This is a genomic window from Mesorhizobium sp. CA8 (genome assembly GCF_020164955.1).
In the GTDB taxonomy this organism is placed as follows: domain Bacteria; phylum Pseudomonadota; class Alphaproteobacteria; order Rhizobiales; family Rhizobiaceae; genus Mesorhizobium.
In genome coordinates, this window is sequence record NZ_JAIUHG010000033.1 from 18,397 (window position 1) to 34,144 (window position 15,748).

Annotated in this window: 18 protein-coding genes; 14 read left to right on the top strand and 4 right to left on the bottom strand. The window is 64.6% G+C overall.

What is annotated here, in order from left to right:
* Nucleotides 1–287 precede the first annotated feature (287 nt).
* From LB553_RS27015 to LB553_RS27045, 7 genes are all read left to right on the top strand, one after another.
* A complete protein-coding gene (locus LB553_RS27015) occupies nucleotides 288–1,490 on the top strand; it encodes an ABC transporter substrate-binding protein (protein ID WP_224517842.1) in 1,203 nt (400 codons plus the stop codon).
* A gap of 78 nt (nucleotides 1,491–1,568) precedes the next feature.
* Nucleotides 1,569–2,435 (top strand): branched-chain amino acid ABC transporter permease, encoded by an 867-nt coding sequence (locus LB553_RS27020; protein ID WP_224517843.1) that lies wholly within the window; start codon nucleotides 1,569–1,571, stop codon nucleotides 2,433–2,435.
* A gap of 7 nt (nucleotides 2,436–2,442) precedes the next feature.
* On the top strand, nucleotides 2,443–3,423 hold the full coding sequence (locus tag LB553_RS27025; RefSeq protein WP_224517845.1) for a branched-chain amino acid ABC transporter permease: 981 nt from the start codon (nucleotides 2,443–2,445) through the stop codon (nucleotides 3,421–3,423).
* A gap of 3 nt (nucleotides 3,424–3,426) precedes the next feature.
* On the top strand, nucleotides 3,427–4,206 hold the full coding sequence (locus LB553_RS27030; RefSeq protein ID WP_224517847.1) for an ABC transporter ATP-binding protein: 780 nt from the start codon (nucleotides 3,427–3,429) through the stop codon (nucleotides 4,204–4,206).
* On the top strand, nucleotides 4,203–4,925 hold the full coding sequence (locus tag LB553_RS27035; RefSeq protein ID WP_224517849.1) for an ABC transporter ATP-binding protein: 723 nt from the start codon (nucleotides 4,203–4,205) through the stop codon (nucleotides 4,923–4,925). The genes LB553_RS27030 and LB553_RS27035 overlap by 4 nt, the downstream gene beginning before the upstream one ends.
* Nucleotides 4,926–4,937: 12 nt before the next feature.
* Nucleotides 4,938–5,681 carry an aspartate/glutamate racemase family protein gene (locus LB553_RS27040; protein ID WP_224517851.1) on the top strand — a complete coding sequence of 248 codons (744 nt, stop codon included), beginning with the start codon at nucleotides 4,938–4,940 and terminating at the stop codon, nucleotides 5,679–5,681.
* A gap of 136 nt (nucleotides 5,682–5,817) precedes the next feature.
* Complete coding sequence (locus LB553_RS27045) at nucleotides 5,818–6,525, top strand: GntR family transcriptional regulator (RefSeq protein ID WP_224517853.1); 708 nt, start codon at nucleotides 5,818–5,820, stop codon at nucleotides 6,523–6,525.
* A gap of 46 nt (nucleotides 6,526–6,571) precedes the next feature.
* Here the strand turns inward: LB553_RS27045 and LB553_RS27050 are convergent, their stop codons facing one another.
* The gene (locus LB553_RS27050) at nucleotides 6,572–7,474 is read right to left on the bottom strand and encodes an SDR family oxidoreductase (RefSeq protein WP_224517855.1); all 903 of its coding nucleotides are present in this window, start codon (nucleotides 7,472–7,474) and stop codon (nucleotides 6,572–6,574) included.
* Between the two features lie 99 nt (nucleotides 7,475–7,573).
* On the opposite strand from LB553_RS27050, the gene LB553_RS27055 reads away from it, so the two are divergent.
* The gene (locus tag LB553_RS27055; protein WP_224517857.1) at nucleotides 7,574–8,410 is read left to right on the top strand and encodes a helix-turn-helix transcriptional regulator; all 837 of its coding nucleotides are present in this window, start codon (nucleotides 7,574–7,576) and stop codon (nucleotides 8,408–8,410) included.
* 112 nt (nucleotides 8,411–8,522) lie between these two features.
* Entirely contained in the window at nucleotides 8,523–8,861 is a 339-nt protein-coding gene (locus LB553_RS27060; RefSeq protein WP_224517859.1) for a hypothetical protein, read from the top strand.
* Nucleotides 8,862–8,937: 76 nt separating this feature from the next.
* Here LB553_RS27060 and LB553_RS27065 read toward each other — a convergent pair whose 3' ends face one another.
* The gene (locus LB553_RS27065; RefSeq protein WP_224517861.1) at nucleotides 8,938–9,918 is read right to left on the bottom strand and encodes a LysR family transcriptional regulator; all 981 of its coding nucleotides are present in this window, start codon (nucleotides 9,916–9,918) and stop codon (nucleotides 8,938–8,940) included.
* Nucleotides 9,919–10,002: 84 nt separating this feature from the next.
* Here LB553_RS27065 and LB553_RS27070 point away from each other — a divergent pair, with 84 nt between their 5' ends.
* Both LB553_RS27070 and LB553_RS27075 read left to right on the top strand, forming a co-directional pair.
* Entirely contained in the window at nucleotides 10,003–10,830 is an 828-nt protein-coding gene (locus LB553_RS27070) for a class I SAM-dependent methyltransferase (RefSeq protein ID WP_224517862.1), read from the top strand.
* 95 nt (nucleotides 10,831–10,925) lie between these two features.
* Nucleotides 10,926–11,429, top strand: coding sequence for a hypothetical protein (locus tag LB553_RS27075; protein ID WP_224517864.1), 504 nt, complete (start codon nucleotides 10,926–10,928; stop codon nucleotides 11,427–11,429).
* On the opposite strand, the gene LB553_RS27080 is transcribed toward LB553_RS27075, so the two are convergent.
* Complete coding sequence (locus tag LB553_RS27080) at nucleotides 11,426–11,965, bottom strand: Lrp/AsnC family transcriptional regulator (protein WP_224517865.1); 540 nt, start codon at nucleotides 11,963–11,965, stop codon at nucleotides 11,426–11,428. The genes LB553_RS27075 and LB553_RS27080 overlap by 4 nt on opposite strands.
* Nucleotides 11,966–12,013: 48 nt before the next feature.
* Between LB553_RS27080 and LB553_RS27085 the strand changes: the two genes are divergently transcribed.
* On the top strand, nucleotides 12,014–13,198 hold the full coding sequence (locus tag LB553_RS27085) for an MFS transporter (protein ID WP_224517868.1): 1,185 nt from the start codon (nucleotides 12,014–12,016) through the stop codon (nucleotides 13,196–13,198).
* Nucleotides 13,199–13,292: 94 nt separating this feature from the next.
* Nucleotides 13,293–13,715 carry a GNAT family N-acetyltransferase gene (locus LB553_RS27090; RefSeq protein WP_224517870.1) on the top strand — a complete coding sequence of 141 codons (423 nt, stop codon included), beginning with the start codon at nucleotides 13,293–13,295 and terminating at the stop codon, nucleotides 13,713–13,715.
* Here the strand turns inward: LB553_RS27090 and LB553_RS27095 are convergent.
* Nucleotides 13,712–14,827: an anhydro-N-acetylmuramic acid kinase gene (locus tag LB553_RS27095; protein WP_224517872.1), complete on the bottom strand. Its 1,116-nt coding sequence runs from the start codon at nucleotides 14,825–14,827 to the stop codon at nucleotides 13,712–13,714. The two genes, LB553_RS27090 and LB553_RS27095, sit on opposite strands and share 4 nt — an antisense overlap.
* A 189-nt stretch (nucleotides 14,828–15,016) precedes the next feature.
* Here LB553_RS27095 and LB553_RS27100 point away from each other — a divergent pair, with 189 nt between their 5' ends.
* Entirely contained in the window at nucleotides 15,017–15,706 is a 690-nt protein-coding gene (locus LB553_RS27100) for an SDR family NAD(P)-dependent oxidoreductase (RefSeq protein ID WP_224517874.1), read from the top strand.
* Nucleotides 15,707–15,748 lie beyond the last annotated feature (42 nt).

Below are 15,748 nucleotides of genomic sequence, written 5' to 3' on the forward strand. Positions count from 1 at the left end.
CGGGGCAGCGTTCCTCGGAACCAGTGTTCGATAAGCCTCGACCCTCTTTGCATTATGGTCCCTGCGAACATAACGGAGTCGCCGGGGTGGCTATAGTTGGCCGGGCGTGGCCTTCTTTGAATGCCAATCCTCTCGCGGGTCTGCGGGTCATCGCACACAGTCGATACAGATATTGTATACAATACCGAAGAAAAATGTTGACAATCGACATCAGCCGGTTTCCCTTACGCTATACGCGCAGCCTACGAGCAAAACACAAAGCGCGATAACCAAGGGGAACTGAAGCTATGATCAACCGTCGCTCGACTCTGAAATCAATGGCGCTCGGCGCCGTCTCGACCCTGGCGCTTGCCGCTCTCGGCATTTCGTCCGCGCAGGCTGAAAACAAGGAACTGAAGATCGGCTTCGTCGGCGTTACCAGCGGCCCCGCTGCCGCCTGGGGCACGTCGAACGTGCGCTCGATGCAGACCCGCGCCGCCTGGATCAACGAAACCGGTGGCGTCAAGATCGGCAACGACACCTACAACATCAACATCGTCACCTTCGACGACCAGAAGGATCCCAAGCGCGCCATCGCCGGCATGGAGAAGATGGCGCAGGAAGGCGTCCACTATGTCGTCGGCCCGAATGTCGATGACGGCGCCGCCGCGGTGCGCCCCGTCGCTGAGGCCAATGGGATCATCTATTTTCCCTACGCCTTCCCCAAGGCGCTCTACCAGAAGCCGGCCTCGAATGCGGTGCTCGGCATGATCGCCAACTACCAGTCCGGTCCGGCGATCTACAAATATCTCAAGGAAAACAAAGGGGTTAAGAAGATCGCCTTTGTCGCCGCGAACGAATCCGACCCGCTCAGCCAGCGCGACAGCGGCGTCGAAGCGGCGAAGGCACTTGGACTGGAAGTCGTCGCCCAGAACGACACCTACCAGAACGATACCCGCGACTTCACGCCGGTGCTGACGCCGATCGTCGCCTTGAAGCCCGACCTGCTCGTCCTGTCCGGCGTGGCGCCGGCCAACGCGCCGCTGCTCATCCGCGCCGCCCGCGAGCTTGGCTATGAAGGCCTGATCTCGACGGAAACCGCGCAGGACGCCAAGGTCCTGGAAGAGGGCGCCGGCGAATACGCCAATGGATTCATTTCCGTCGGCGGCGCCTCCACGCCGGAGATCGCCTCGGACGCGATGAAGGAATTCGTCGCCCGCTACACCAAGATGTTCGGCGAATACAACGACGAGTCCAACACCAAGGTCTATGCGCTCGAATACATCATCGAGACCTTGAAGGCCAATCCGGCGGCCATCAACGACGTCGCTGAATTCAAGAAGACCATGGACACTTTCTCGGCGCCCAATCCCTTCCTGAAGGGCGACGCGAAACTCAGCTATGTCGGCATGACGTCCTTCGGCCAGAAGCGCCAGCTTTCGGTGCCGATGGTGGTCAACGAATATAAGGATGGCGCTTTCCAGACCTTGTTCGTCGGCTCCGTCGACTAGCGCTACCTTCGAGCGTCATTTCCTCAAGCTTGCCGCGGGGTCCGACAGGCCGGACCCCGCGGAAGATCGAAGGTATCCATGGAACAGGTCATCGCCAACGGATTGTATCTCGGTGCCCAATACGCGCTGATCGCGCTGGGCTTGACCCTGATCTTCGCCCTGATGAACGTGCTCAATTTCGCCCACGGGCAGATGTATGTGCTGGGCGGGTTCATCACCTACACCGTCTACGGCCAGCTCGGCCTGCCTTTCGTAATGGCGCTGCTCGCCTCCGGTGTCACGCTCGCCGTCATCGGCGCGCTGATGGAGAAATTCCTCTTCCGCACCGTCATCAGGCGCAGCCATCGCGAGGAGAGCACCATGCTGCTCGCCGCCGCGACGGCCTTTTTCTTCGACGCCGTCATCCTGCTTCTGTTCGGCGAAAAGCAGCGCGGCGTTCCCAAGATCGTCAAGGGCGTCTTCAACAACGCCGGTATCATCATGCCTTACGATCGTATGGTCGTCGGCGTGCTGGCGATCGTCTTCATCGCCGCCTTCGTGCTCTACATGCAGTACAGCCGGGTCGGGCGCGCCATGCGCGCGCTTGCCCAGGATCGCGTTGCGGCCCAGCTGATGGGCGTCCGTGTCGACCGCTATTCGATGATCGGTTTCGCCATGGGCGCCATGCTCGCGGGCGTCGTCGGCGGACTGCTGGTCACCATCACCGGCGTCAATTCAGGCATCGGCGGGCCGATCTCCATCAAGGCCTTCCTGATGGTGATGATCGGCGGCGCCGGCGTCGTCGGCGGCGCGATCGCCGGCGGCTTCATTCTCGGCATGATGGAGTCGGTCGGCCTCACCGTGCTGCGCGAATATGGCGACGTCACCTACCTCGTCATCTTCGCCGCCCTGATGGTGTTCCTGTCGATCCGCCCCAACGGGCTGATGGGCAAGCCGTGGGGTTGATGGCGTCATGACCCGCAATCGCAACATGAAAATCGCATCGGTCGCGGCCTTCCTGGCGATCGTCTTCATCGCCGTGCCGGCCGCGATCTCGGCAAGCGGCCGCTTCGACCTTTATTACACGCTTACTTCGGTGGCGTTGCTGAGCATCGCCAGCGCCGGTGTCTGGCTCACCTTCTACATCGGCCGCATCAACATCGGCCAGGGCGCCTACGCGCTGATGGGCGGCTATGTCTCGGCCATACTGGTGATGAACTATGGCTGGTCGTTCTGGTTGACCTTGCCGGTGGCCGGACTTTTTTGCGCCGCTGCGAGCGTGCTCATCGGCCTGCCGATCCTGCGGCTGCGTGGCGTTTACTTCGCCATGGTCACGCTGGTGCTGACCGAGGTGGCGCGGCTGCTCGCGCTGGCGCTGCCGATCACCAACGGCGCCAAGGGCATCGTCAGCATCCCGCTGCCCGGCGCGCTGTCGGTCTTCGGCCTGATCATCATTCCGGATTTCGCCACGCTGCAGAATTCTCGGCTCGCCTTCTATCTTCTGGCGGTCACGCTGATGGTGGTCTGCTTCGGGGTCATGTACCGGCTGGTCAATTCGCGCATTGGCAAGCTGTGCCAGTCGCTGCAGCAGAATGAGGAACTGGCCTCCTCGATCGGCGTTAACATCGCTTATCTGCGCATCATCGCCTACGCCGTGTCGTCTTTCTTCGGCGGCGTGGCCGGCGCCATCTTCGCCGCCATCTCGCAATCGATCTATCCGTCGAGCTTCACGGTCACCGATTCCGTCAACTTCATGCTGAACTGTTTCCTTGGCGGCCTCGGCTACGTGTTCGGGCCGATGCTCGGCACGCTGGTGCTCTATTTCGGCTGGGACCTCTTGTTCCAGACCGGCCAGTTCCAACTGCTCATCTATTCCGGTCTGATGATCGTCCTGATGCTGGTGCTGCCCAACGGCCTGCTCAGCCTCGCGGCTTCGATCCGGAAGAAGGCTTGAGCCATGGCCGAAATGCTCGAAGTCTCGCGTCTCAGCAAGCGCTTCGGCGGTCTTGTCGCGGTCAACAACATCTCCTTCTCGGTGCGCGAGAAAGAGATCCTGTCGGTGATCGGCCCGAACGGCGCCGGCAAATCGACTTTGTTCAAGCTGATCTCGTCTTTCCTGCGGCCGACCACGGGCGAGGTGCGCCTGAAGGGCGAACGCATCTCAGGCATGGCGCCGCATATCGCCGCCCGCAAGGGTGTCGTGCGCACCTTCCAGGAGACCACCATCTTCAAGAACATGAGCGTGCGCGACAACGTCGTCATCGCGCATCACCTGCGCTCGAAAGCGAGCCTTCTCGGCTTCTTTCTCGGCACCGGCGCGGCGAAGGCCGACGAGGTGGCCTTCGGCGCCTCCGCCGACGAAATCCTGGCGCTGCTCGGCCTCTCCTCGCTTGCCAATGAGACCGCCCGCAACCTGCCGCACGGCCATTTACGAGCGCTGGGCATCGCCATCGGCCTTGCCACCGATCCTTCGATCCTGCTGCTCGACGAGCCCTTCGCCGGCATGAACCACGACGAAACGATGCGCATGGTGGCGATGGTGCGGCGCCTGCGCGATCTTGGCCTCACCATCCTGCTCGTCGAGCACGACATGCCGGCCGTGATGAAGATCTCGGACCGCATCGTGGTCCTCAATTTCGGGCAGAAGATCGCCGAGGGGACGCCGTCGGAAATCCAGGCGAACGAGAAGGTGATCGAAGCCTATCTGGGCAGCGAAGACGAGGCGATCGGCCTATGAACCAGATCCTGAACTTCGCCAATGTCGAGCTCTATTACGATCACGTCTATGCGCTGAAAGGCGTCTCGCTCGAGGTCAACGAGGGCGAGACCGTCGCGCTGATCGGCGCCAACGGCGCCGGCAAGTCGTCGATCCTTCGCGCCATCACCGGCTTGCGCAAGATCAGGTCCGGCGAGATCCACTACAGTGGCAAGCGCATCGACGGCGCTGCCCCCGACGAGATCGTCAAGATGGGCATCGCCATGGTGCCGGAAGGGCGCCGCGTCTTCCCCTTCATGTCGGTCAGGGACAACCTCCTGATGGGCGCTTTCACCCGCACCAGCAAATCCGAGATCGCCGCGTCGATGGAGATGGTTCTGGGGCGCTTTCCGCGGCTGAAGGAGCGCTTCTCGCAGGCCGCCGGCACGATGAGTGGCGGCGAACAGCAGATGCTGGTCATCGGCCGTGCGCTGATGGCGAAGCCGAAGCTTTTGCTGCTCGACGAGCCGTCGCTCGGCGTCGCGCCAAAACTCGTCCAGGACATCGCCCGCTCGATCGTCGCCATCAACCGCGACGAGAAGGTCAGCGTGCTCCTGGTCGAGCAGAATTCGCGCATGGCGCTGCGCATCTCGCAGCGCGCCTATGCGCTCACCACCGGCAGTGTCGCATTGAGCGGCAACTCCGCCGAATTGCTGACCGACGACCGGGTCAAGCGACTTTATCTCGGCGGCGAGATCTGAGGCTGATTTTCAATGCGCATACTCGTCATCAACCCCAACACGACCGCCTCGATGACCGCCAAGATCGGCGAGGCGGCGCAAAGCGTCGCCTCCGCGGGAACCGAAATCATGGCGGTCAATCCGGCCGATGGTCCACCAAGCATCGAGGGCTACTTCGATGAGGTCTTCGCCGTGCCGGGTATCATCGCCGAGATGGGTAAGGCGCCGGCAGCCGATGCCTATGTGATTGCCTGTTTCGACGACACCGGGCTCGACGCCGCTCGCTGTGCCAGCGGAGCTCCCGTCATCGGCATCGGCGAGGCCGCCTTCCATATGGCGAGCCTAATCGCAGGCAAGTTCAGCGTCGTCACCACGCTTGCCCGCTCGGTGCCGGCGATCGAGCACAATCTGGCGAAATACGGTCTCGCCTCGCGCTGCGCCAAGGTACGCTCGTCGGAGGTCGCCGTGCTCGAGCTCGAGCGTCCGGGCTCGAATGCAAGGCACAGGATATCGCAGGAGATCGCCCGCGCCATAAGCGAGGATCACGCCGAAGCCATCGTGCTCGGCTGCGCCGGCATGGCCGACCTTGCCAAGAGCCTGTCGGAAGAACATGGGGTTCCCGTGCTCGATGGCGTCGTCTGCGCCGTCACGCTGGCCGAGAGCCTGTGCAAGGTGGGCTTGAGGACATCGAAGATCGGCGGCTATGCCGCGCCGCGCGGCAAACAGTTCGCCGGCACGTTCGCACCGCTGTCGCCCACGGAAGTCGAGATCGTCTAGGCGGCTTCATGCGGCCGGCCGACCGGCCGGCGCCCGGACAGGTGGGATTGACCGCCGCGTGAGCGATACTAGATTGGACGGGCTGCCGGCGATTTGGGGGGCAGATCGGGCCATTTCGGGCCCGCGCATTGAAAGCATGTTGACGGTACTCAAGGAAGAAGACCGAGACGACAAGCCGGCTGCGCGCTGGTCGCCGATCTATTATGGGCTGAGGGACGCCATCGTCAGCCATCGTCTCGCGCCGGGCACCAAATTGCCGGAGGACGAGCTCGCCTCGATCTATTCGGTGAGCCGCACGGTGGTCCGGTCCGCGCTGCAGGCCCTTGCCCATGACCGGCTGGCGCGGCTGGAGCCCAATCGCGGAGCCTTCGTCGCGCAGCCGTCGAAGATCGAGGCCCGCGAGGTGTTCGAGGCGAGGGCGCTGATCGAACCCAAGGTGGCCGCGCTCGCCGCCAGGACGGCGGTGCCGTCCGATATCGCGCAATTGCGGTCACACCTGGAGAAGGAGCACGAGGCGCTGCATGCCGGCCGCGATAGCGACGCCATCATGCTGTCGGCGCGCTTCCACGTCGGCATCGCCGAGATCGCCGCGCATTCGGTGTTCACAAATTTCGTGCGCGACCTCGTCTCGCACTCCTCGCTGATCATCGCGCTCTATTGGAAGCGCCGTGACGCCACCTGCGAGAAGCACGCCCACCACGCGCTGGTCGACGCCATCGAGGCCGGCGACAGCGCCGACGCCGCCGCCCTGATGAACAGTCATCTGGTCGACCTGCTGTCGGGGCTGGATCTCACCGACAAGGTGGAAAAGTCCGACAGCCTGGCGGATCTGCTTCGAGCTTAGAGCGAACAGCGGTTCAGCCGGATCGCTGAACCGTTGGAGGATCAGGTTAGGCCGCGGCGGCTTGCGAATAATCCATCCGCTCGAGGTCGGCGATGAGGCCGGGTCCGGTCGGCTGCCAGCCGAGATGCGCGCGCGTCCATTCGCTCGACGCCGGCAAATCGAGGCCGGCGAACATGGCAAGCCATCCGAAATGGTCCGCTGCCTCTTCCTGAGAGAGCGAGACCGCCGGCACGTTGAGCCCGGCGCCGATCACTTCCGCGATCTTGCGCACCGGGATGCCTTCCTCGGCGACGGCGTTGTAGCGCACGCCAGCTTCCTGCTTGTCCAGCGCCAGGCGGTAGAGCTTCGCGACATCCAGCACATGCGCCGCCGACCACCGGTTGCGGCCCTCGCCAAGATAGGCCGACACGCCCTTGGCGCGCGTCTGCGCGATCAGCGGCGTGATCAGGCCCTGCTTCACCGTGTCATGCACCTGCGGCAACCGCACCACCGACACCTTGACGCCCTTCTCGGCCATCGCCGCGCCGGTGAGTTCCGAGAGGATACGTGGATTGGGATGGTCGGTGTTGAACACGTCTTCTCTCGCCGGCTGTCCGTGTTCGGCGGAGCCCATGCCCACACCCGACGTGATGATGAGCAGCCGGTCCGAGCCGGCGAGCGCGCCGCCCAGCGCTTCGATGACGCGTTTGTCCTTCTCGCAATTCGCCACGAAGTTCGAGAAATTGTGGTCGAAGGCGGTGTGGATCACCGCATCCGATTTCGCCGCGCCATCTCGCAGGCTGTCGAGGTCTTCGAGGCCGCCGCGATGGGGCTCGGCACCGGCGGCGACAAGCGACCGCGCGCCGGCTTCAGAGCGGGTCAGGCCAAGCACCTGATGGCCGGCGGCAAGAAGTTCGGGCACGATCCTGGAACCGATGAAGCCGGTCGCGCCGGTAAGGAATACACGCATGGGAGGGTCTCCTGTGGTTGTTCGGAGGCCTTATTTGCGCTATAGATCATTCTGTTAAAGTAGTGACTTTATCATGGTATAATAGCCAACAGGATCGCGATGGCGCTCGAAACGGCCAACAAGCTTGGCACCTTTTTGCGAGATCGCCGCATGCGCCTTGATCCCGCCGCCTTCGGCTTCGCCACCGGGCGCCGGCGCACACAAGGGCTGCGCCGCGAGGAGGTGGCGCAGCGCGCCAATATCAGCCCGACCTGGTATACCTGGCTGGAGCAGGGGCGGGGCGGCGCGCCGTCCGCCGACGTGCTGAACCGCATCGCGACCGGGCTGATGCTGACCGAGCCCGAACGCGAGCATTTGTTCATGCTGGGTCTCGGGCGGCTTCCGGAAGTTCGCTACAAAAGCGTGGACAGCGTAACGCCGCGCCTCCAGCGCGTCCTCGATGCCTTGGACCCCAGTCCGGCGATCATCAAGACCGCGACATGGGATGTGGTGGCCTGGAACCGTGCCGCGGCGGCAATGCTGACCGACTATTCCAAGCTGCCGCGCGAGCAGCGCAACATCCTGCGCCTGATGTTCGGCAATCCGCGCGTGCGCCATGCGCAGGACGACTGGCAGAGTGTCGCGCGTTTCGTGGTCGGATCCTTCAGGGCCGACGCCGTCCGCGCCGGCGCCGGCGCCGAGGTCACGGAACTGGTAGAGGAGCTTTCCAGGACCAGTCCCGAGTTCGCGGCACTCTGGCGCGACAATGACGTCGTTGCGGCGCATGGCGAAGGCGTGAAGCGTCTGCGGCATCCCGAAATCGGGCTGATCGAGCTGGAGTTCTCCGTCTTCGCGGTCGACGGCCGCCCGGAACTCGGCATGATCGTCTACAATCCGGTCACGCAGTCGGATGTGGAACGTATTCGATCGTTGATCGCGGCTCATCCCGCAGAATGATGGCGCTATGTGCGGTGTTCCGCCAAGGTGCGGCGGCGAAGCGGAAAACAGGTCACAAAAGCGACCCTGTTAGGATAATATCCACCGCCCGATTCCTTCGTGGAAGATGTCTATGACCTTGAATGAGCTTAGTTGGTCGCCCTCCGAAAAGAAAGTTGCCCGCGCCGCATATGACAAGGCTCTTGAGAGGGCACTGGCCAGCATCATGGCCGAATTCAAAAGACGGGCGAACGCCGCGACCACGCCCTCCGAGATGTGGGAGGTCGAGGACTATCTGAAGGAGCAACGTCGCGATTTGGATCGGACGTTCGACTATCGCTATTCGCAGCTTATCCTCGTTTTCGCCACTCTCATACGGGAAGGGTACTTGGAAGAGACCATGCTTGCCGGTTTGTCCGAGGACAAGCGGAAGGAGATACGCAGATTCCTTGCCTGGCACGCCCGGCAGTAGGTGGTGTTCGTGTCGCCGCGCAGCATCGCCGAAGCCGCTCCGCTCCTCGCTGCGGTCGAGCGGCTTTTTGCCTGGCTCAACTGCCTTCACGGGCCTTCGAAGTGTCAGCTTTGCCGCTGCCTGTCGATCGCTTCGGGGGAGCGTCGGCGCCGCCCGGCTGCCTGATGTGGTCGATGAAAGCGCGCAGCTTGGGCAGCACCTGGTGTCTTTCCGGATAATAGAGGAAAACGCCCGGCGTGGTCACCGCGAAGCGGCCGAGCAGCGCCTGCAGTCGCCCGTCGGCGATTGGCGCTTCGGCGATCGGGCTCGGCACCTGGGCCAGCCCGATACCCTGGATCGCCGCGCCGAGCAGCGACGGATAGTCGTGCGCGATGAGCGGTCCCGACACGATTGCCTCGACGGCCTTGTTGCCGTCGACAAAGGACCAGGGCGCGACCGAACCATTCGAGCGGCGCAGGCGCAGGCAGGCATGGTCGCGCAGGTCCTCGATGCGCTCGGGCGCGACGCGCCGGCGCAAGTAATCGGGACTGCCGACGACCACCATCGGAAAGGAGGGCGTCAGCCGGACCGCGATCATGTCGGGCGCGATCAGGTCGCCCATGCGGATGCCGGCGTCGAATCCTTCGGCGGCGAGATCGGCAAGTTCGCCGCTGGCGACGATCTCCAGCTCGATCTCGGGATAGGCCTGGGCAAAGGAGGCGACCATCGGCTCCAGCAGCATCGGCACCACGGCTGGCGGTACCGAAAGGCGCAACAGCCCCGCCGGCCGCTGGCCCATCCCGCGCGCGATCTCGCTTGCGGCGATCAGTTCCTCGAAGGCCGGCCGGGCGCGGGCGAAAAAGCGCTCGCCGGCTTCCGTCAGGCCGACGCTGCGCGTCGTGCGGATGAACAGCGCGGTGCCGATGCGCGCCTCGAGCGTGCGTATCGCCTGGCTGATTGCTGACGGGGTGACGGCAAGCTCGGCCGCTGCCTTGCGGAAATTGCGATGCTTGGCCACGCTCAAAAACGCTTCGACCCCATCGAGCGCGCCGTGCCTGACTGTGAAGTTCTGCTTCATGACCTATCGACATTATCGCGGATAGGCGCTCGCAGAAAGCGGTCGTATCTCTTGCGTGACCTGGAAGCTTGAAAGGAAACGGCAATGACCGATGAACTCGATCGCGTGCGCGATCACTATCGCGCGACCGGCTTGACCGATCGATTGAAGACCGCTCTGGCGGTGTTTGGGCCTGAGCAACAGCGGCTGAAGCCCGAACAGCTGGCGACCCTCGACCAATTCCATACCCGCGGGCTGGCCGCGACGGCGGAGCTCGCCAACCTGGCCGCCATCAATGCCGGCATGTCCGTGCTCGACGTCGGATCGGGCGTCGGCGGGCCTGCCCGGTTTCTTGCCGAGACCTATAGCTGCGAGGTGGTGGGCGTCGATCTCAGCGAACCTTTCGTCGAAGCCGCGCGTTACCTGACCACGCGCACCGGCCAAGACGCCAAAGTGTCGTTCGAAGCCGGCAGCGCTCTGGCGCTGCCTTTCAAAGACAGCCGTTTCGATGCCGCGCTGTTGCAGCATGTGGCGATGAACATCGCCGACCGGCCGCTGCTCTACCGCGAGATCAGGCGCGTTTTGAAGCCGGGCGGAAAATTCGCGACCTTCGACGTCGTGCTGAACGGTGGCGATCCGCTCTATCCGGTGCCCTGGGCGAAGACGCCGGGCGAGAGCTTCCTGCTGACGGCCGAGGCGACCTGCGAGGCGATCGAAGCCGCCGGCTTCGGCACGCTTATCCGCCGTGACGACACGGCTGCCGCCAAGGCCTGGTTCGCCGAGCTCCGTGCCTCAGGTCCTCCGCCTTCGCTCAATCTCGGGGTCGTCATGGGCCAGGGTTTCGCCGAATTCGCCACCAATCTCGGGCGCAATCTCATGGAGGGGCGGCTGGGCATTCTGACGGCTGTGTTTGAAGCCGTTCCGGTCAATTGAGCAATTCCAGGAAAAGCGTTCGGCGGTTAGGCGCGGCGGCTTCGCCGTAGCCTTCCGTCCGGAATTACGAAAAACCAACACTGAAGGAGGCGAAGATGTCACCAGCGATGATCTTCAACATCCACCTCGCGCTCGGCTATGTGCCGTGGCTGCTTTGTTTTGCCGCCTATATCTGGCCAAGGCTGAGATCGATGGAGCCGATAGAGGCGCAGCGCGCGATAGCAACGCTGCACAGCTTCCGCTTCTTCGGCCTCGTCTTCCTCGTCCCGGGCGTGGTCGGCCCCGACCTTGCACCTGGCTTCGCAAGCTTCGCCGCCTATGGCGATTTCGCCACCGGCCTGCTCGCCATGCTGGCGCTGGTCGCGGTGGCGAGGCCTGCGATCTTCTGGCCGTTGGTCGTTGCCTTCAACCTCGCGGGCGTGGTGGACCTTGTCGGCGACTACTATCTCGGCACCGTGCTCGATCTTCCTGGCCATGCCGGGCAGTTGGGCGCGACCTACGCGATCCCGATCCTCTACGTGCCGCTGCTTATGATCACGCATGTCGCGGCGTTCTATCTGCTGGCGCGTTCCAGGCGCCACCAGACCGCGGCGACCTAATAAACCGGTGTCGCCATATGCCTGGGCGCCGGCCATTCGCTCGTGATCTCGGGCTGCACCGGCCGCTCGAGATAGGTCGAGAGCACGACATAGCTGCGCGTCGAGGTAACGCCGGGCGTGTCGTAGAGACGGGCCAGCAGGCCCTCCAGCGCGCGCGTGTCCTCGGTGCGCACCTTGAGCAGCATGCAAGTGTCGCCGGCGACCGTGTGGATCTCCTCGACCTCCGGATATTTGGAGACCGCCATCAGCTCCGGCGTCTTGCCCCAGCCCCTTGTGTCGATGTGCACGAAGGCAAGCAGCGGCTTCTTCACCGCCCTCGGATCGATGATCGCCGATGTGGCGCGGATGGCGCCGCTGCGCTTCAGCCGCTTGACCCGCTCATGCGCCGCCGGCGGCGATAGCCCGACGCGTTCGCCGAGCTCGGCATAGCTGATGGTCGCGTCCTCGACGAGGACGCCTAATATCTTTCGGTCGATGGGGTCGACCTCCCGGGCCGGATGCTTGTTCCGCTGAATGTCATCTGTTTCTGCGTCCATATGGAAATTCTCCGTTGCTGCGGAATTTAATTCGGCCATTATGATGATATGTCGAACAGCAATCAATCAGCAATTATGACTGGGGCGCCGCGCGCGCCGATCCCCGCAGCCGCCTATCTGCTGACCGGCTGCATCGCCGTCATCGGCTCCAATTCCCTGGTTCTGGGACCGATCGCGCCCGCCGTCGCGGCATCGTTCGGGGCCAGCGTGCCGGCGGTGATGACGGCCGCCGCTGCCTTCGGCCTCGGCACGTCGGCCAGCGCGCTCTTCCTTGCCCGCTACATCGACCGGATCGGCGCGCGCCGCATGCTGCAGGGCGCATTGCTGCTGCTGGCCGTCGCGCTGGTCGCCAGCGCCCTGGCGCCGACGGTGGCGATGCTGGTGGCAGCCCAGCTCGTTGCCGGCATCGCCGCCGGCATCGCCATGCCGGCGATCTATGCCAGCTCGGCCGCGATTGCGCCGCCCGGCCGCGAGAGCGGCACCATCGGGGTGGTGCTGACCGGCTGGACGCTTTCCATGGTCGCTGGCGTCTCGCTGTCGGCCGTGATTGCCGATCTCATCCATTGGCGCGCAGTCTTCGCGGCCGTTGCGCTGCTCGCAGGAGCGGCCGTTGCCGGCCTGGCGATGAGTTCACTGCACGACACCGGGAAAAGCGGCCCCGCGCCGTCGCCGCTTGGCGCGCTCGCCGTTCCCGGCATCCTGCCGCTGCTCATTGCCTGCGGCGCCTTCATGACCGCCTTCTATGGCGTCTACGGCTATCTCGGCGATCATCTCCACCAAGCCCTTGGAGAGCCGGTCAGCGCCAACGGCCTGGCGGCGGTCGCCTACGGCCTCGGCTTCGGCGCGGCCGCTCTGCTCGACCGCGTCATCGATCGCCTCGGCGCCCGCCGCGTCATGCCTTTCGCTTATCTGCTGGTCGCCGCCGTCTATGTCGCGATCGCGTTGGCGAGCGGCGGCTTCGGCCTGCTGATCGCGACGATCGCGGCCTGGGGCCTTGCCAACCATTTCGGGCTGAACGTGCTGGTCATGCGTCTCACCGCGCTCGACCCGTCGCGGCGCGGCACCATAATGGGCCTGAACAGCGCGGTCACCTATCTCGCCGTCACCGTCGGCACGGCAGGCTTCGGCCCGCTCTACACGAGCCTCGGTTTCGCCAACTGCGCCTTGATCGCCGTGGCACTGATGCTGGTGGCGGCGGGCGCCGCGGCTTGGCGGTCAGTCGGTCACCGGTAACAGGCCTGCCTTGCTCTTCGCGTGCGGCCGGAAACCGTTTCGCACTTTCCCTGGAATTGCTCTAAGGCTGGCTCGCGAACCGGAGTCGCAGCCGATGAAGACGACGCTCGAGATCACCGCCGAGCCCTCGCCGCAGGACCTCGCTTTCCTGAGCGGAAGCCTTACCGCTTTCAACGACGCCGATGTCGGAGCGTCAGGCCGAAAGTCCCTCGCGGTTTTCGTGCGCGGGGAAACCGGCGCCCTCGTTGCCGGTATTTCCGGCTACACCGCCTGGGGCTGGCTCTACGTGCAGTGGCTGTGGGTCGACGAAAAACTGCGCGGAAAAGGCATTGCCGCGGGCATGCTCGACGCCGCCGAACGGGAGGCGATCGCGCGCGGTTGCCACGGCGCCTGGATCGACACCTTCAATCCGATCGCCGAAAAGGTCTATCGGCGCCAGGGCTACAAGCCGTTCGGCGAGCTGCCGGATTTCCCGGCCGGCCGCAGCCGCATCTTCTTGCAGAAGAAGTTGCCTTAACCCGCGAGCTTTCCGCCGCGCATCGGCGCGGGCGCGCCGGTGGTGCTCGGAAAGCTGATCGGCAGGCCGCGCTGCACGCGCACGGCGAGGAAAGCAAAACACTCTGCTTCGACCGCGTCGCCCTTCCATCCGAGCGTCTCGGCCTGCACCACTTCGACGCCGGCGCGGCTCTCGAGCATTGCCATCATCGTCGGATTGTGGCGGCCGCCGCCGCTGACCGCGAGCCGCTTCGGGCGACGCGGCAACAGATCGAGCGCCTTGCCGACGGCCGACACGGTGAAGGCCGTCAGCGTCGCCGCGCCATCCTCCGCGCCAAGCCCCTCGGCCATCGCCGCGGTAAAGTCGAAGCGGTCGAGCGATTTCGGATAGGGCTTCGTCAGGTATGGATGCTGCAGGAGCCTGGCGAGCCGTTCCTCGTCGACCTTGCCTGCGGCAGCCAGCCTGCCGTCGCGGTCCATCTCGCCGAGGCCCTTGGCCTTGATGAAATCGTTCACCGGCGCGTTCGCCGGACCCGTGTCGAAGGCGACGATTACGTCCTTGCCGTCCCACCAGGTGATGTTGCCGACGCCGCCGAGATTGAGCACGGCGGTGTCGCCGCTCGGATCGGCTTCCTTCAACAGCGCTGCGTGGTAGGCGGCAGCCAAGGGGGCGCCTTGCCCTCCGGCCGCGACATCGGCCGAGCGGAAATCATAGGCGACCTTGGCGCCGAGCAGCGAGGCCATCAGCTCGCCATCGCCCAGCTGGCGCGTGCGGCCGATGCGTCCCGGCTGCGGAGCGCGATGCAGCACCGTCTGGCCGTGGAAGCCGACGATGCCGATATCGGCCATGCTCATCCCCTGGCTCTCGACCAGATCCTTGACCGCCGCCGACTGCGCGCGCGTCAGCGCCTCCTCGGCCTCGCGGAAGATCTTAGGCTCCGGTCCCTCGAAATTCCAGGCGCGCGCCTGGCGCAGCGTTTCCTCGAGCAGGGCGCGGATCGATTGCGGGTAGGGGGCCAGCGTGTATGTGCCGGTGTCGGCGATGCGCTCGCCGTCCGTCTTGATCAGCGCCACGTCGATATTGCCGTCGAGCACCGTGCCGGTCATCAGGCCGACGGCCCAGATTGGTTCCATGGTCTTGTCCCCGAATCGCGTCCAACCACGTGTCGGACGGATCGGCCCGGCAGGCAAGTCTTTCACCGTGCCCTTTGCTGGCCGCCTTTTGCGCCAAATGGCGAAAATCGAGCAACCACGTTCTTGCCTCTTGTCGCCGGAGGCGCGAGCCTGTGGGTCGACATAGAGGTACCTCAAGGAGGAAACGCCATGGCAGCCAATGTTGCGATGATCGCCGGTGCCGGCCCCGGACTAAGCGCCTCGCTGGCGCGGCTTCTCGCCAAGGAGGGTTTGCGCGTCGTCCTTGCCGCGCGCAATGTCGGCAAACTGGCCGCGCTGGTCAAGGAAACCGGCGCGCAGGCCGTGGAAACAGACGTATCGGACGCAGCCTCCGTCGAGCGGCTCTTCGAGGCGGCCGACGAGGCCGGCCCCCTCGAAATTGCCGTCTTCAACGCCAGCGGCCGCACGCGCGGGCCGATCGCCGAGCTCGATCCCGAGGCGGTCAAGCAAGCCGTGCTTGTCGGCGCTTATGGCGGCTTCCTGGTCGGCCAGCAGGCGGCGCGCCGGCTCCTGGTGCGCGGTGCCGGCTCGATCCTGTTCACCGGCGCCACGGCAAGTCTCAAGGGCTTTTCCGGCTCGGCCGGTTTCGCCATGCCGAAATTCGGTCTGCGCGGGCTGGCGCAATCGATGGCGCGCGAGCTCGCGCCGAAGAACATCCATGTCGCGCATTTCATCATCGACGGCCAGATCGAGCCGGCCGGACAGCCGCCCGACCCCGACCGGCCGGATCGTCGCCTCTCGCCAGACGCGATCGCCGAGACGTATCTCGCCGTCCATCGCCAGCATCGCAGCGCCTGGAGCTTCGAGGTCGAGCTGAGGCCCTGGGTCGAGACGTTCTAGTTGTGTTACTGGGCGAGTCGGAACAGTAACCGCTGGCGCCGC

Coding starts and splice junctions, on each gene's coding strand:
- LB553_RS27015 (WP_224517842.1), top strand. CDS start 288: ATGATCAACCGTCGCTCGACTCTGAAATCAATGGCGCTCGGCGCCGTC.
- LB553_RS27020 (WP_224517843.1), top strand. CDS start 1,569: ATGGAACAGGTCATCGCCAACGGATTGTATCTCGGTGCCCAATACGCG.
- LB553_RS27025 (WP_224517845.1), top strand. CDS start 2,443: ATGACCCGCAATCGCAACATGAAAATCGCATCGGTCGCGGCCTTCCTG.
- LB553_RS27030 (WP_224517847.1), top strand. CDS start 3,427: ATGGCCGAAATGCTCGAAGTCTCGCGTCTCAGCAAGCGCTTCGGCGGT.
- LB553_RS27035 (WP_224517849.1), top strand. CDS start 4,203: ATGAACCAGATCCTGAACTTCGCCAATGTCGAGCTCTATTACGATCAC.
- LB553_RS27040 (WP_224517851.1), top strand. CDS start 4,938: ATGCGCATACTCGTCATCAACCCCAACACGACCGCCTCGATGACCGCC.
- LB553_RS27045 (WP_224517853.1), top strand. CDS start 5,818: ATGTTGACGGTACTCAAGGAAGAAGACCGAGACGACAAGCCGGCTGCG.
- LB553_RS27050 (WP_224517855.1), bottom strand. CDS start 7,474: ATGCGTGTATTCCTTACCGGCGCGACCGGCTTCATCGGTTCCAGGATC.
- LB553_RS27055 (WP_224517857.1), top strand. CDS start 7,574: ATGGCGCTCGAAACGGCCAACAAGCTTGGCACCTTTTTGCGAGATCGC.
- LB553_RS27060 (WP_224517859.1), top strand. CDS start 8,523: ATGACCTTGAATGAGCTTAGTTGGTCGCCCTCCGAAAAGAAAGTTGCC.
- LB553_RS27065 (WP_224517861.1), bottom strand. CDS start 9,918: ATGAAGCAGAACTTCACAGTCAGGCACGGCGCGCTCGATGGGGTCGAA.
- LB553_RS27070 (WP_224517862.1), top strand. CDS start 10,003: ATGACCGATGAACTCGATCGCGTGCGCGATCACTATCGCGCGACCGGC.
- LB553_RS27075 (WP_224517864.1), top strand. CDS start 10,926: ATGTCACCAGCGATGATCTTCAACATCCACCTCGCGCTCGGCTATGTG.
- LB553_RS27080 (WP_224517865.1), bottom strand. CDS start 11,965: ATGGACGCAGAAACAGATGACATTCAGCGGAACAAGCATCCGGCCCGG.
- LB553_RS27085 (WP_224517868.1), top strand. CDS start 12,014: ATGTCGAACAGCAATCAATCAGCAATTATGACTGGGGCGCCGCGCGCG.
- LB553_RS27090 (WP_224517870.1), top strand. CDS start 13,293: ATGAAGACGACGCTCGAGATCACCGCCGAGCCCTCGCCGCAGGACCTC.
- LB553_RS27095 (WP_224517872.1), bottom strand. CDS start 14,827: ATGGAACCAATCTGGGCCGTCGGCCTGATGACCGGCACGGTGCTCGAC.
- LB553_RS27100 (WP_224517874.1), top strand. CDS start 15,017: ATGGCAGCCAATGTTGCGATGATCGCCGGTGCCGGCCCCGGACTAAGC.